The organism is Rhizobium sp. AC27/96 (genome assembly GCF_001692325.1).
Lineage (GTDB): Bacteria > Pseudomonadota > Alphaproteobacteria > Rhizobiales > Rhizobiaceae > Rhizobium.
Window position 1 is genome coordinate 26,527 of record NZ_LXKN01000021.1, and the last position, 14,927, is coordinate 41,453.

Below are 14,927 nucleotides of genomic sequence, written 5' to 3' on the forward strand. Positions count from 1 at the left end.
GGCAGATCGAATCCAGCCGTTGGTGGCTTCATTTGACGGCCGCCATGCAGATCGATCAACGAGCGGAAGACACCGCTCTTTCTACCCACTAGAGATCGAAATGCGCCGTGACCGGCACATGGTCGGATGGGCGATCCCAGCCGCGGGCCGCCTTCAGGATCTCGATCCGCTGCAGGTGTGGGCCGAGATCGGAGGACGACCAGATGTGATCAAGGCGGCGGCCGCGATCGGCAGCTTCCCAGTCCTTGGCGCGGTAGCTCCACCACGTATAGAGCTTCTCACTGTCAGGCACATTCAGGCGCATCAGATCGAGCCAGGAGCCGCGCTTCATCACCTCGATCAGCCCATCGGTCTCGATCGGTGTGTGGCTGACGATCTTCAGCAGCTGCTTGTGCGACCAGACGTCGTGCTCCAGCGGCGCGATATTGAGGTCGCCGACCAGGATCGCCGAGGTATTCGGTTCGGCATTCGCGCTCAGGTGCTTCATTTCCTCGATGAAATCGAGCTTGTGGCCGAACTTCGGATTGATGCTGCGATCCGGCTCGTCGCCGCCGGCCGGAACATAGAAATTATGCACACGGATGCGGCGTCCACCACGCTCGAAGATCGCCGAAATATGCCGGCTATCGCCGACATTGCAATAATCCTGGCGGTGATCCTCGATCAGCGGAAAACGCGAGGCGATCGCCACGCCGTGATAGCCCTTCTGGCCATGGATGATGATATGCTCATAGCCGAGCGCGCGCAGCGGCGCATACGGGAAAAGCTCGTTCGGGACCTTGGTCTCCTGCAGGCAGAGAATATCGGGCCGGCCCTGCATCAGGAACTGTTCGACGATCGGCATGCGTAGCCGCACCGAATTGATATTCCAGGTCGCAATCGAAAATCCCATGCCAACGCCTTTCCCATAAAGCAATTCCAGGAAAAGTGCGCAGCGGTTTTCCGGCCGGAATTGTGTCAAAACGGACAGCTGGAGCGGTTCAGCGATTCCGTGAAACACTCTACTCAGGATAAGGCTTTAGACCGGCTGCAGCGGAAAGAAAAGCGCCATTCGGCGCTTCCTCAGCTACCAAAGATCCAGACAGCGATCAGCGGATGTAGTCGATACGGAAAACGCTGTCGTCGAAGGCGATATTGGTCTTCACATTGTTGATGATGACGTCGGTCGTCTTGCCCTGCGGATCGATAACGGTCCATTGGCGCAGATCGTAGGTCTTCGAATCGAAGATCATCGCAATCGTCGAATCGCCGAAGACGGTGCGGTTGCCAAGCGTGATCTTGGTCAAGTCCGACTGCGAATCAACACTGCGGACCATATCGGCCGAAAGGTCGATCTTGTTGGCAAGCAGAAGGCTGAGCGGCGTCTTCGACAGCTGGTACATGTTCTTCGTATTCGTCTGGTCGTTGATGACCTGGACGTTGTTGCCGTCGCAAATCACGCGCATGCGGGACGGCGGATCGTAGTTGAAGCGCATCTTGCCGGGGCGCAGGATGAAGAACGTGCCGCTCATCTGGTCGCCGCGCGGCCCGATCTGCAGAAAGCCTCCCTTCATCGACTTGATGGACGAGAAGTGATCGGCAATGGCCTGGGCAATATTCGGATTGACGGCGGCCGCCTGCGCCTGGGCCTGAGCAAGAGCCGAAACCGGCAGAGCGCCTGCCGCACCGGCCGCGACCATGGCGCCGAGGAAATGCCGGCGGCTCAGGGAAAGTCGGGTCGAGGGCTGCGCATCAATCTTTGTCATCGAATTCTCCTTTATGCTTTGTCCATGGCGCGCAAAATCGGCGTCTTCATGGCGCGGCGGCCCGTGGTTCGCTGGGGTCGCTATCAAATGTCCTTGAACATAGGCGGAATATCCGGCGCGGAAAGCCGGAACGCCTCAACGATCCAGAATATCCGCTTCGGTGGGAACGAGAATTTCGCGCTTGCCGGCGTGGTTGGCCGGGCCGATCAGGCCCTCCTGCTCCATACGCTCGATCAGCGACGCCGCGCGGTTGTAGCCGATGCCGAGCCGGCGCTGGATGTAGGAGGTCGAAGCCTTGCCATCCCGCAGAACGATCGCGACCGCCTGATCGTAGGGATCTTCCGAATCGGAAAGATTGGCAGTTCCTGCCGGACCGTGGCCGTCTTCATCCTCATCGTCGTCGGCGGTGATGGCGTCGAGATATTGCGGCGAGCCCTGTGTCTTCAGGTAAGCGACGATATCCTCGACTTCACCGTCGGCGACAAACGGGCCGTGGACGCGCTGGATGCGCCCGCCGCCCGCCATATAGAGCATGTCGCCCATGCCGAGCAGCTGTTCGGCACCCTGCTCGCCAAGAATGGTGCGGCTGTCGATCTTCGACGTCACCTGGAAGGAGATGCGTGTCGGGAAGTTCGCCTTGATCGTGCCGGTGATGACGTCGACGGACGGACGCTGCGTCGCCATGATGACGTGGATGCCGGCCGCACGCGCCATCTGCGCCAGGCGCTGCACCGCGCCTTCGATGTCCTTGCCGGCGACCATCATCAGGTCGGCCATTTCGTCGATGATGACGACGATATAGGGCATCGGCTTCAGATCGAATTCTTCGGTCTCGTAGATGGCTTCGCCGGTCTGGCGGTCGAAGCCGGTCTGCACCGTGCGGCTGATCGCCTCGCCCTTGGCGACGGCCTGCTCGACGCGGGAATTGAAGCCGTCGATGTTGCGCACGCCGATCTTCGACATCTTCTTGTAGCGCTCTTCCATCTCGCGGACGGTCCACTTGAGCGCAACGACGGCCTTCTTCGGATCGGTGACGACAGGTGACAGCAGATGCGGAATGCCGTCATAGACGGAGAGTTCCAGCATCTTCGGATCGATCATGATCAGGCGGCACTGTTCCGGTGTCATGCGATAGAGCAGCGACAGGATCATCGTGTTGATGGCGACGGATTTACCCGAGCCGGTGGTACCGGCCACGAGCAGATGCGGCATCTTGGCGAGGTCGGCGATAACAGGTTCGCCGCCGATGGTCTTGCCGAGCGCCATGGCGAGCTTGGCCTTGGAGGTCTCGAAATCGCGGCTGGCGACGAGCTCGCGCAGGAAGACCGTTTCGCGCGTTGAATTCGGCAATTCGATGCCAATGGCATTGCGGCCGGGAACGACGGCGACACGGGCGGCGATCGCGCTCATCGAGCGAGCGATATCATCGGCAAGGCCGATGACGCGGGATGACTTGATGCCCGGCGCCGGCTCCAGTTCGTAGAGCGTGACCACAGGACCCGGACGGACGTGAATGATTTCGCCCTTGACGCCGAAATCCTCAAGCACGCCTTCGAGCATGCGGGCATTCTGTTCCAGCGCATCGGCCGAAAGCGTCGCATCGCGCGCAACCGCCCTGGGCTCGGCGAGCAGATGCACGGCTGGAAGCTGGAAGCCATAGGGGCGGATGAAGGAAGTCTGCGCTTCGCGCTCGGCCCGCACGCCGGGCTTCGGGCGCGACGCTGGCGGGATAACGCGTTGCCCCGCTGCCGCCTTCGGCGTTGCCGGACGCAGCGGCCATTCATCCTCGTCCTCGTCGTCGGCCAGAATGCCGGCCGGACGCGGCAAGTCGCGCTCATAGGACGCATCCTCGTCCTCGTCATCATCGTCACCGAGGCTGATGGAGGGAGCGGAAACGACGCGGCGCACAGCCGAGCTCTCAAGCGATGGCTCGACACGGTCGCCCCGAGCCATCGGCGCCTTGGCGCGCATGGGTTCGTTCAGCGTGCCGAATTCGTCGTCATTGAAATCATAAGGGGCATCGAAAGCATGGTCACGGCGCTTGCGCGGCCCCATGCCGAACAGGCGGCGAAGGCGGGCCTGGGTATTGTACCAAGCATGCATGACCGCACCGAAGGCCAGGAAATTGCCCAGAAAGCCGCCGCGGTCGTCATCCTCGTCTTCATCGCCGACCCGGCGCGCACGGCTGCGGGTTTCCTCGTATTCGTCCTCACCATCCTCTTCTTCGACAAGGCTTTCCCCAATCACACCGGCGCCAAACAGCATGAGCCAGATCGCCGGGACGGCCAGAACCGACCCGATCACGATGGCGACGATGCCGCTCGGATAGGTGCCGATGAAAAGGGCGGGAAAACGCAGCAGGATGTCACCAACGACGCCGCCGATGCCGTTCGGGATCGGCCAGGTGGGCGGTGCGGGAAAACAGGCGATGGAGCCGGCCGCAACGACGCAGCCGCCGAGCCAAGCACCGAGACGTGACGGCACGCGATTGAGCTTGCGGTTCGCTATCATCGCAAAGGCCCAGGCGGCCACGGGCAGCATCGCGACGACGGAAGCAAGCCCGAGGGCCTGCATCATGATGTCGGCGAAGGCGGCACCGGGAAAGCCGAGCAGGTTCGTCGGGGCGTTGGCCGTGGCGTAGGAATAGCTGGGGTCCATGACATTCCAGGTCGCCAGTGCCGCGACGGCCAGCGCCAGCAGCAACAGCAGCGCGAAGCCTGTCAGACCCTTGACCTGACGCCAAACCACACTCGATAGCGATAAACGGTCGGGGCGACCGCTCAACGCCGCCGAATTGCTTCTGCCCATGATATCCAGCCCCGTTCCGTGTCGAAAGCGCAAGCGAATCGGTCTATGCCCACTCGCCGGCAGGTTAGCCCTACCTAATCAGAGGAGGGTTAATGGCATGTTAACCATGCAGCCAAACCGAGCGAATCAAGGGATTCGGCGGTGGATATCCAAGCCCGAAAACAAAAAGGGCCCGAACCGGAGTTCGGGCCAAAAGCGACCTATTTGCGATGAAACAGGACGCGACGGGATGTTCAGCGATGCCGGGCTTTTTACCCCGGCATCGCAAGCCCGGATCAGGAATTGTGGTAGGCAGCTTCGCCGTGCGAGGCGAGGTCGAGACCTTCACGCTCGGCTTCAGGCGCTACGCGCAGGCCGATGATGACGTCGACCAGCTTGTAGAGGATCGCGGAGCCGATGCCGCACCACAGGATCGTGGTGATGACTGCGGTTGCCTGGACCACGACCTGGCTTCCCATCGTCACGCCATCGGCATAGCCGACGCCGCCGAGCGACGCGCTGGCAAATACGCCGGTCGCCAGTGCGCCGAAGATACCACCGACGCAGTGTACGCCGAAGACATCTGCCGTATCGTCATAGCCGAACTTGTTCTTCACGACGGATACGAAGAAGTAGCACAGCGGCGAAACGATCAGACCAAGGACGATCGCACCCATCGGGCCGACGATACCGGCAGCCGGCGTGACGGCAACGAGGCCGGCAACCATGCCGGAAGCGCCGCCGAGCATGGAGGCCTTGCCGCGGGTGAAGGTTTCAACCAGCGACCAGGAGATGATGGCAGCGGCCGTTGCGACGAAGGTATTGACGGTGGCAAGCATCGCGCCGCCGGAAGCTTCGAGGTTCGAGCCGGCGTTGAAGCCGAACCAGCCGACCCAGAGCATCGAGGCACCGACCATGGTCAGCGTCATCGAATGCGGAGCCATCATGTCCTTGCCGAAGCCGACGCGCTTGCCGACCATGAGGGCGCCGACGAAGCCTGCGATACCGGCATTGATGTGAACGACGGTGCCGCCTGCGAAGTCGAGAGCGCCCATCTTGAAGAGCATGCCGTTGGAATCCCAGACCATATGAGCGATCGGGAAGTAGACGAAGGTCGCCCACAGCGCGCAGAAGAGCACGGCTGCGCCGAACTTGATGCGCTCGGCAAAGGCGCCGATGATCAGTGCCGGCGTGATGGCGGCAAACGTCATCTGGAACAGCATGAAGATCAATTCAGGAATGACGACGCCCTTGGAGAAGGTCGGAGCCGTGCTCGTGGGCGTGACGCCGGAGAGGAACATCTTGGCCGTGCCACCCCAATAAGGGCTGGTGCCGCCGCCGAAGGCAAAGGAATAGCCGTAGAGTACCCAGAGGATCATCACGACAGCGCCGATCATCGTGCACTGCATCAGAACGGAGAGCATGTTCTTCGAGCGGACGAGACCGCCATAGAACAGCGCAAGGCCCGGCACGAGCATGAACAGCACGAGGATGGTGGAGATGAACATGAAGGCGGTATCGCCCTTGTCTGGAACGGGCGTGGCAGCGGCAGCGGCTGCAGCAGCCGGGGCTGCGTCCTGCGCAAACGCGATCGCCGGCGCGAGCAGGGCCGCAGAAAGCGCACCCACCCGTGTCAAGGTGGAGGAAAGCTTGGAAAATGACATGCAAATAACTCCCTGATCAGCCGTGTCTTACAGAGCTTCGGAATCGGTTTCGCCGGTACGGATGCGCACGGCATGGTCAATCGAATAGACAAAGATCTTGCCGTCGCCGATCTGGCCGGTCTTGGCGGCCGTCGCGATGGCCTCGACGGCCTTGTCGACGATTTCGGTCGCGACTGCGACCTCGATCTTCAGCTTCGGCAGGAAGCTGACGGCGTATTCGGTGCCGCGATAGATTTCAGTATGTCCCTTCTGGCGCCCGTAGCCTTTTACCTCGGTCACAGTCAGGCCCTGGATGCCGACAGCCGTGAGGGCCTCACGGACCTCATCGAGCTTGAACGGCTTGATAATGGCCATCACAATTTTCATCTGGTTTCCCATCCTTTGTTTACCCTCGGCATGGAGCCGACTCTCCTTGCCGCCGACGAGTGTTTCAGCAGCGACCGGGTATACACATTCAAGGGGCGTGCCAGATTCGTGACACATTTATAAACTATTGAAATAAAAGGGATTTATTACAGAAACCCAATAAAGCGGCAACTCTCGGCGCGGTTGTCGCCCAAATAAAGTGCAAATTTATAAGTTTGCACTTTATTTAATCATTTGCCTTTTTACGAATCAGGCCCTCTTGCGCGACGGACGCAATCAAGACACCGGATCGCGTAAACAGGCTGCCGCGGGTAAAACCGCGCGCGCCGGAAGCACTGGGGCTCTCCTGGCTGTAGAGCAACCAGTCGTCGAGCTTGAACGAGCGGTGGAACCACATGGCGTGGTCGAGGCTCGCCACCTGGATGCTCTGATCCAGGACAGATGTGCCATGCGCGTTCAGCGCGACATCGAGCAAGGTCATGTCGGAGAGATAGGCGAGCACGGCATTGTGGTAGAGCCGATCGTCCGGAACCGGGCCTGTGAGACGCACCCAGATATTCTGCCGCTGGCTTGGTTGCGAGCGGGAGAAATAGCTCTCGATCGACACCGGACGGATCTCGATCGCCCGCTTGCGCTCCCAATAGCGGCGCACATTCTCGGGCGCATGCGCCAGATAGCGTTCCATGATTTGCTGTTCACCCATGAGATCTTCCGGCATCGGCACGTCAGGCATCTCGCCCTGGTGGTCGAAGCCCTCCTCGTCGATCTGGAAGGAGGCCGTCAGCGCGAAGATCGCGTTGCCGTGCTGGATCGCCAGCACGCGCCGCGTGTTGAAGCTGGAGCCGTCGCGCAGGCGGTCGACTTGATAGAGGATCGGCACGGAGGGATCGCCCGGCAGCATGAAATAGGCGTGCAGGGAATGCGCGAAGCGATCGCCATCCACAGTCCGCTGCGCCGCCATCAGCGCCTGGCCGATGACCTGGCCGCCGAAGACGCGCTGCCAGCCGACCTGCGGGCTGTTGCCGCGAAACAGGTTCATCTCGATCGTTTCCAGATCAAGCGTTGCGAGCACGACTTCCATCGGGGTGAGCTTATCGGTCTCTCGCGACATTTTGCTTGAACTCCAATGGTAGGAACCACGATCAGGATGCTCTATATAGAACACGAAGTGACAGTAGGACACAGGGAAGCGCGAATGTTGGACATGCTGGTAGTGGGTGGCGGATATGTGGGTCTCGCCGCTGCGGTCGCCGTCAAGCAGGCAGCTCCTCATCTCGATGTCATGATCGTGGAAGCCGCTCCCGAAACCGCCTGGAAGAAGGACATGCGCGCCTCGGCGATCATCGCTTCCGCCTCCAAGATGCTGGATGTCCTGGGTGTATGGGATGAGATCGCGCCCGAGGCCGAGCCGATTACCCGCATGATCGTCACCGATTCGCGCACCAGCGATCCCGTGCGCCCCGTCTTCCTGACCTTTGACGGCGAAGTGGCCGAGGGACAGCCCTTTGCCCATATGATCCCGAACCTTGCCATGGTTGGCGCGTTGCGCGGCGCCTGCGAGCGCCTGGGTATCACCATCAAGCATGGCCTCAGCGCCACCGGTTTCGTCACGGATGATAGCAAGACCACCCTCACGCTCTTGGATGGCACCACGCTGGAGACGCGGCTCCTCGTCGCCTGCGACGGCGTGCGTTCCAAGCTGCGTGACATGGCAGGTATCAAGACGGTCAATTGGGAATACGGCCAGTCCGGCATCGTCGTCACCGTCGAGCACGAGCGCCCGCATGGCGGCTGTGCCGAAGAGCATTTCCTGCCGTCGGGACCCTTCGCCATCCTGCCGCTGAAGAACAACCGTTCCTCGCTCGTCTGGACGGAACGCACAGCCGAAGCGGATCGGCTGGTCGCCTCGGACGATCTGGTCTTCGATGAGGAGCTGGAGCGCCGGTTCGGCCACAAGCTCGGCGCCCTGCGTACCATCGGCGACCGCCGCGCCTTTCCGCTCGGCCTGACGCTTGCCCGCTCCTTCGTCGCACCGCGCTTCGCGCTTGCCGGCGATGCGGCCCATGGCATCCATCCGATCTCCGGCCAGGGCCTCAATCTCGGCTTCAAGGATGTGGCGGCGCTTGCCGAAACCATCGTCGAAGCCGATCGCCTTGGCCTCGACATCGGCTCGATCAATATCCTCGAGCGCTATCAGACCTGGCGACGCTTCGACACCTTCCGCATGGGGGTGACGACCGATGTGCTGAACCGGCTGTTTTCCAACGACAACACGCCCCTGCGCATCGCCCGCGATTTCGGACTGGGGATCGTCGAACGCCTGCCGAACCTCAAATCCTTCTTCATCGGACAGGCGGCAGGCACGACCGCCAAGAACAATCCGCGCCTGCTCGCCGGAGAGGCGATCTGACGGATAGAGACTGAGCCAGCAATCAAAATGCGCGCTATTGGGGGGAAGCAGACCTCGCTCAGCCGGATAGAGACGCGGTAAACACCGCCAATTGAGCGGCGAAAGCGCGCTGGTACGCGGGCCGCGATTCGCCGCGGGCAACATAGGCGGAAAGGTTCGGATATTCGTCCACGATGCCCGATGACTTCAGTCGGAGCAGGACCGTAATCATCAGAAGATCACCGGCGTTGAATTCGCCATCGAGCCAGTCGGCATCGCCGAGCCGATTGGAAAGGCCGGCCAGCCGCCGCCGGATGTTCTCGTCGAGGGCGCGGAGACGCTTTTCGTACCACGGCTCGTCACGCTCAAGGATCGTGGCAAGGCTGCGCTCGAAAATCGGTGGCTCGACCGTGTTGAGTGCGGCAAACATCCATGTGATGGCGCGCGCCCGCGCATTCGCCTCACCCGGCAGCAGGCGCCCATGGCGCTCGGCGATGTGGAGCACGATCGCACCCGACTCGAACAAGGCCAGGTCGGCTTCTTCATAGGTCGGGATCTGTCCGAACGGATGAAGTGCGAGATGTCGAGGTTCCTTCATCTCCTTGAACGAGACAAGACGAACGTCATAGGGTTGGCCGACCTCTTCGAGCGCCCAGCGAAGGCGCATATCGCGAGCCAGACCCTTGCCACGATCGGGCGAGCGTTCAAACGCGGTAATGGTAATCGTCATCGCATCCTCCATAGCGTGTCTGCCTAGAAGACGATTGGCAGGCCGAGATCCCGACACCCCATAGTCGAAATAGTCGCTACGATCGGATCGAACACTCCCTGAACCAAATGTTGTCGCTGCGGCTACGCCGGCATTGCCGCGATTTGACTCACGTCCCATCATGTAATAGTATAAGTTACATGAGTAGAGATAGTCGTCTTTCAGATGTGCTGCACATCCTGCTGCACATGGCATATGAGCGCGCGCCGGTGACATCGGAAGCCATGGCGCGCTCGCTGAATACCAATTCCGTCGTCGTCCGCCGGATCATGGCCGGACTGCGCGATCGGGGCTATGTGCGTTCCGAGAAGGGCCATGGCGGCGGCTGGGTGCTGTCCCGCGATCTTTCGGAGATCACCCTCCTCGATATCTATCTGGCGCTTGGAAGCCCGGCACTCGTCTCTTTCGGCAGACGCTCGGAGGCACCGGATTGCCTCGTCGAGCAGGCCGTCAATTCAAACCTCGACAAGACGCTGCAGGAGGCTCAACTGCTGATGATGACCCGCTTCGGTGAGATCACCCTCGCCAAACTCCATGCCGATGTTCAGGCGGGAATAGCGGACCGCCGGCACCTGGCGAAACTGGAGGCTGCGCATGGCTCAACATCATGAATCCAACTTCGCCGGAGATGCAGTCAGATCCTACCTCGAAGGCCCGCCCCGGCAGGTGCCCGGTTTCTCAAGCCTCCATCGCATGACGGCGATGCTGCTCGCCGAGCGGACACCCGAAAACGGCCGGGTGCTCGTCCTGGGGGCCGGCGGAGGATTGGAGCTGAAGGCATTCGCGGACATGCAACGCGGCTGGTCTTTCGACGGCGTCGACCCTTCGGCCGACATGCTGCAACTGGCCCGACAGGTGGCCGCAGACCACGCTGAACGAATCCGCCTTCACCACGGCAACATCGATGCCGCACCCGAAGGCCCGTTTGACGCCGCCACATGCCTGCTGACCTTCCATCATGTGCCGCTACAGCGGCGCCTCGAAACACTGATGGACGTTCGCCGCCGCCTGAAGGCCGGCGCGCCGTTCATTCTGGCGCATGTCAGCTTTCCCCAGACCGAGCCGGACCGTTCGATGTGGATTGATCGCCACGTCGCCTATGGCGCAGCGGATGGAGTGGACATCGGAAGGCTGGAAAATGCGCGCAATGCCATGCGCGAGCGGCTACATATTTTGCCGCCCGAGGAGGAGGAAGCCATGCTGCGCGAGGCCGGCTTTTCCGACGTCACCCTGTTCTACGCCGCATTCAGCTTCAAAGGATGGGTGGCCTACGCCTAGCGAACTAGCCCTGCCGACCGCCCACCGAAGCGGGCTTCAATCCTCGATGCGGCGTGCTTCCGAAATCAGCATGATCGGAATGCCGTCGCGGATCGGATAGGCGAGACGTGCCTTTTCCGAGATAAGCTCGTTCTTCTCGCGGTCATAGCTCAGCCGCCCCTTGGTCAAGGGGCAGACGAGCAGGTCGAGAAGTTTCGGATCGACTTTGCTGACCGTGACATCCATCGGCAAATTCCTATTGCATGATGGGATCGGTGTCACCCGAGCCGGCAAGCACGATCTTGACGATGGCGATGAAGGTCTCGGCGCGGGTCTTGAGATCAGGCGCCTCGAGAAGGGCCTGCTTTTCCGCTGGATCGAAGGGCGCCATGATCGACAGCGAATTGACCAGCATCATATTGTCGGCCCGCTCGACGCTGTCCCAATCCGCCTCCAGATTGTCGGCGTCCAGATAGGCCCGGAAAGCTGCGAGCAACGCCGCACGATCGACCGTATCCTCTTCATCGCGCGATTTGAGATCGGAAATGAACGGCGTGATGCGGAATGTGCGATAGGGTTGGTGACCCGTGACCTCTTCCATCAGCCGGAAGCGGCAAATGCCGGTCAAGGAAACGATATAGCGCCCATCGCCGGTTTCCGAGATGGAGGTGATACGCCCGAGACAGCCGACATGCGACAGATTGGTGGACTCGGCCGGCTCGCCCATCGCCGGCTGAACCATGCCGATCAAGCGGTTGCCGGCAATGGCCATGTCGAACATGGCGAGATAGCGCGGCTCGAAAATATTCAACGGAAGCTGCGCGCCGGGCAGCAGCAACGCCCCGGACAAGGGAAAAACGGCTACGGTCTCGGGCAGATCGCTCGGCTTTAGATATCTGGCATTACCGACTTGCATGTTTTCCATCCCGCTGATCACTGCGCCGCGCGCCGCAATGGGCGCGCAGGAACGACATACTCGCGGCCGTTGCCCATCTCACGCCGCGCACCCGACAATGTGGGCCCGTCTGCCGAAAACACAAGACTATTTTGCGTGGGAGCGCCGATGGACCTATTCCGCTATCGACCGCCCGTTGGCGGTCGATCGTGCGAAGGCCTCGTTCTCCCTCAGGAAAACAGGATCGATGAAAGCCTGCGGCGTGCCGCGATCGTCGCCGGATCCTTCGGACCCCAGACATCGAAGAATTCGAGCAGCTGACGGCGAGCGCCATCATCATCGAAAGCACGATCCTTGCGCATGATGACAAGCAGATGCTCTGCCGCCTCATCGCGCTTGCCTTCGACATTGCAGATCTTGGCGAGCTTGACACGCTGCTCGTGATTGTCGGGGTTGGTGGCCAGTTCCTGTTCGATCGCAACGGGGTCGCCGAGTTTGCGGGCTTCGTCGATCTGATCGAGTTTCTTGACGATCGCCTGGATACCGGCATCGTTTGCAAGCGTCTCGGGCAGGTCCGTCAAGGCTTCACGCGCCCGCTGGCTCTGGCCGGCGGCAATCATGCATTCCGCCATGCCGGCAAGCGCCTTCGGGTTTTCCGGATCGGCCTGGAGCACCGCGCCGAACAGTTCGGCCGCACCATTGATATCGCCGGCTGCGAGCAGGCCACTGGCCTCCTCCAGGACAGCGGCGATCTCGGCAGCCTGATCATCGGGACCGCCTGCGGGACCGCCGAGGCGATCGATGAACTGCCGGACCTGGCTTTCGGGAACCGCACCCATGAAACCATCGGCCGGACGGCCGTCGACGAAGGCGATGACTGCGGGGATCGACTGAATGCCGAGCTGGCCGGCAACGGACGGATGGTCGTCGATATTCATCTTGACCAGCTTCACGCGGCCCTGGGCTTCGGTGACGACCTTTTCGAGCACCGGAGTCAACTGCTTGCACGGACCGCACCAGGGCGCCCAGAAATCGACCAGCACCGGCTGGTTGCGCGATTCCTCGATGACGTCCTTGGCAAAGGTCGCGGTCGTCGTGTCCTTGATCGGCGAAACGCCGGATGCTGCGGGGGCAGCTCCGAACGACGCCGAGGCCGACATCTGCCCACCGAAGGAAGCGTTATAGGGATTGTTCGGACCGCTCATGAGTGTCTCCCGCCTGCCGGCATCCTTGATCTTGTGAAGAGCATGATTCCCAAACGGATTGATCACATCCGGATGGCATTACGCTCGGTGAAATAGTCAAAGCGACTGGACAATCGAAAGACAAGCCGCCTGCCTTAATCTTAGCGCTAAAATCGTACCTTAACCTGTCACTTTCAAGACCAGCGGCGCATGACCCGTCGCCTCCATGAAGCGCAGCAGATCGGCGCTGGCAATCGATGTCGTCGCATCGTTCGACAGAGGATGGCAATTGACGATGCCATGCGCCATCAGGTCGGCATCGAGGACGAAGGTGACATTGTTGCCGGTATCGTTGATCGCCCCGAATGCCGTCACCGAACCGGGGATGACGCCGAGATATTCCATCAGCTTTTCCGGCTTGCCGAAGGAAACCTTGCTGGCCGCACCGATCAGCGTATGCACCGTCTTCAAGTCGACGGTCGCATTTTCCTCGACGGTCAGCAGAAAGAAATTGTCCTTCTTGTCCTTCACGAACAGGTTCTTCGTGTGGCCGCCGGGAATCTCGTCACGCAGGGACACCGATTCGGCAACGGTAAAGACCGGGGCATGATCCTTGGTGCTGTGGGCAACGCCGAGCCCATCCAGGAACAGGAAAAGATCGTCGCGTGTCTTCGGGCTGGTCTCGGTCATGGCGCCTCGCGATGGAAATTGTTCGCTCCTGATACGTCGCCCACAATTTCATTGCAATCTTTCAGAGGCCGAAGCCCGCTGTTTCCGGGCTTTCCGGGAGTTGCAGCAAAGGGCTTGAGATTTTTCTTGGCGAACTCGTCATTTCCCTGTTGCATTTGAAAAACGGTTGGGCCATATAGCGCCCGTCGCCGCAAGACGACGCACACGGTCCAACACACTACCCCGGACTGTTGTGGCAATGAGCGGGTGTAGCTCAGGGGTAGAGCACAACCTTGCCAAGGTTGGGGTCGAGGGTTCGAATCCCTTCGCCCGCTCCAATTTCCTCCGAAACAGATTTCAGAGCAAATAAGCCAGCAATGGCTTGGCGTTGATGGCCGTCGACGGGCACGGTGATCCACACACGGGGGCAATCCAATTGCCAGTGTCCGGCGAATCGGAGAGATCGACCGCTATGGATGCTCCCTGGGTCTCAAATCAGTCTCAATTGACGTTCAGGTCTCCAGATAAAATGGACTGGTGGAACGCGGTATTGCTGGCATGATGAGAAAGACGTCCCTGCTGATTGCGGCACTGTCGCTTCTGCCCGTGCCCGCGCTTGCCCATCCGCATATCTTCATCGACGCCAAATTCGAGGTCGTGACGGCGCCTGACGGCTCCATCAGCGAGTTGCGCAATGTCTGGAACTTCGACGAAGTGTTCTCCTCCTCGGTCCTCATGGATTACGACAAGGCCGGCGACCAGACGCTCACGCCAAGCGAACTCAAGGCCGTGGGCAAGACGGTGAGGGATTCGCTCGCGCAATACGGCTATTACACCAACGTCACCAGCAACGGCAAAGCCGTGCCCATGGCCAAGCCCGACGCCATTCAGGCCGACTACAAGGACGGCTCACTGATTCTCACCTTCTCATTGAAGCCCGAGCAGAAGACCTTCCTCAAGGGAACCACGATCTTCGGGATCTATGACAAGACGCTCTACACGGCCGTCGATTTCGCCACCGACAACGATATGACCGTTTCAGGAGCAACCTCGGGCCGCTGCAAGCGCAAGGTCGTGAGGCCCAATCCGAAGGAAGTCATGGCGGAAAACCAGGCGGCACTCACCAGCATGTTCTTCAGCGACCCGAAGGGCACGGACTATTCGCTTCTGGTAGCCACACGGCTGGAAGTCCAGTGTTGATA

At 60.7% G+C, this 14,927-nt stretch carries 15 protein-coding genes and 1 tRNA gene; 5 read left to right on the forward strand and 11 right to left on the reverse strand.

Translation table 11 applies throughout. The features are described 5' to 3' along the window. Nucleotides 1-88: 88 nt before the first annotated feature. The 6 genes from A6U86_RS19300 to tesB all read right to left on the reverse strand — a co-directional run bounded on the left by A6U86_RS19300 (nt 89) and on the right by tesB (nt 7,673). Nucleotides 89-892 carry an exodeoxyribonuclease III gene (locus A6U86_RS19300; protein WP_068394580.1) on the reverse strand — a complete coding sequence of 268 codons (804 nt, stop codon included), beginning with the start codon at nt 890-892 and terminating at the stop codon, nt 89-91. Nucleotides 893-1,088: 196 nt separating this feature from the next. Then, nucleotides 1,089-1,745, reverse strand: a complete 657-nt coding sequence (locus tag A6U86_RS19305; protein ID WP_068394473.1) for an outer-membrane lipoprotein carrier protein LolA — start codon at nt 1,743-1,745, stop codon at nt 1,089-1,091. Nucleotides 1,746-1,880: 135 nt separating this feature from the next. Continuing rightward, a complete protein-coding gene (locus A6U86_RS19310; protein WP_068394475.1) occupies nt 1,881-4,553 on the reverse strand; it encodes a DNA translocase FtsK in 2,673 nt (890 codons plus the stop codon). Nucleotides 4,554-4,828: 275 nt separating this feature from the next. Beyond that, the gene (locus A6U86_RS19315; RefSeq protein ID WP_068394478.1) at nt 4,829-6,196 is read right to left on the reverse strand and encodes an ammonium transporter; all 1,368 of its coding nucleotides are present in this window, start codon (nt 6,194-6,196) and stop codon (nt 4,829-4,831) included. 27 nt (nt 6,197-6,223) lie between these two features. Continuing rightward, nucleotides 6,224-6,574, reverse strand: a complete 351-nt coding sequence (locus tag A6U86_RS19320) for a P-II family nitrogen regulator (RefSeq protein ID WP_068394480.1) — start codon at nt 6,572-6,574, stop codon at nt 6,224-6,226. A 214-nt stretch (nt 6,575-6,788) separates the two neighbouring features. Next, on the reverse strand, nt 6,789-7,673 hold the full coding sequence (tesB, locus tag A6U86_RS19325; RefSeq protein ID WP_068394482.1) for an acyl-CoA thioesterase II: 885 nt from the start codon (nt 7,671-7,673) through the stop codon (nt 6,789-6,791). Between the two features lie 84 nt (nt 7,674-7,757). Here tesB and A6U86_RS19330 point away from each other — a divergent pair, with 84 nt between their 5' ends. Beyond that, nucleotides 7,758-8,972 (forward strand): ubiquinone biosynthesis hydroxylase, encoded by a 1,215-nt coding sequence (locus A6U86_RS19330; protein WP_068394484.1) that lies wholly within the window; start codon nt 7,758-7,760, stop codon nt 8,970-8,972. 58 nt (nt 8,973-9,030) lie between these two features. Here A6U86_RS19330 and A6U86_RS19335 read toward each other — a convergent pair whose 3' ends face one another. Beyond that, the gene (locus A6U86_RS19335; protein ID WP_068394582.1) at nt 9,031-9,681 is read right to left on the reverse strand and encodes a glutathione S-transferase family protein; all 651 of its coding nucleotides are present in this window, start codon (nt 9,679-9,681) and stop codon (nt 9,031-9,033) included. Nucleotides 9,682-9,860: 179 nt separating this feature from the next. Between A6U86_RS19335 and A6U86_RS19340 the strand changes: the two genes are divergently transcribed. Both A6U86_RS19340 and A6U86_RS19345 read left to right on the forward strand, forming a co-directional pair. Further along, on the forward strand, nt 9,861-10,331 hold the full coding sequence (locus A6U86_RS19340) for an Rrf2 family transcriptional regulator (protein ID WP_068394487.1): 471 nt from the start codon (nt 9,861-9,863) through the stop codon (nt 10,329-10,331). Then, on the forward strand, nt 10,315-10,998 hold the full coding sequence (locus tag A6U86_RS19345; RefSeq protein ID WP_068394488.1) for a class I SAM-dependent methyltransferase: 684 nt from the start codon (nt 10,315-10,317) through the stop codon (nt 10,996-10,998). The genes A6U86_RS19340 and A6U86_RS19345 overlap by 17 nt, the downstream gene beginning before the upstream one ends. A 36-nt stretch (nt 10,999-11,034) precedes the next feature. Here A6U86_RS19345 and A6U86_RS19350 read toward each other — a convergent pair whose 3' ends face one another. The 4 genes from A6U86_RS19350 to A6U86_RS19365 form a co-directional block, all read right to left on the reverse strand. Then, nucleotides 11,035-11,223, reverse strand: a complete 189-nt coding sequence (locus A6U86_RS19350) for a Trm112 family protein (protein ID WP_037154712.1) — start codon at nt 11,221-11,223, stop codon at nt 11,035-11,037. Nucleotides 11,224-11,233: 10 nt separating this feature from the next. After that, nucleotides 11,234-11,902 carry an LON peptidase substrate-binding domain-containing protein gene (locus A6U86_RS19355; RefSeq protein WP_198929069.1) on the reverse strand — a complete coding sequence of 223 codons (669 nt, stop codon included), beginning with the start codon at nt 11,900-11,902 and terminating at the stop codon, nt 11,234-11,236. Between the two features lie 200 nt (nt 11,903-12,102). Then, nucleotides 12,103-13,077 carry a thioredoxin gene (gene trxA, locus A6U86_RS19360; protein ID WP_068394586.1) on the reverse strand — a complete coding sequence of 325 codons (975 nt, stop codon included), beginning with the start codon at nt 13,075-13,077 and terminating at the stop codon, nt 12,103-12,105. Between the two features lie 159 nt (nt 13,078-13,236). Next, on the reverse strand, nt 13,237-13,746 hold the full coding sequence (locus A6U86_RS19365; RefSeq protein WP_068394490.1) for a prolyl-tRNA synthetase associated domain-containing protein: 510 nt from the start codon (nt 13,744-13,746) through the stop codon (nt 13,237-13,239). A 242-nt stretch (nt 13,747-13,988) separates the two neighbouring features. Here A6U86_RS19365 and A6U86_RS19370 point away from each other — a divergent pair. Both A6U86_RS19370 and A6U86_RS19375 read left to right on the forward strand, forming a co-directional pair. Continuing rightward, a tRNA-Gly gene (locus A6U86_RS19370) sits at nt 13,989-14,063 on the forward strand. Nucleotides 14,064-14,283: 220 nt separating this feature from the next. Beyond that, entirely contained in the window at nt 14,284-14,925 is a 642-nt protein-coding gene (locus tag A6U86_RS19375; RefSeq protein WP_068394497.1) for a DUF1007 family protein, read from the forward strand. The last annotated feature ends 2 nt before the right edge of the window (nt 14,926-14,927 follow it).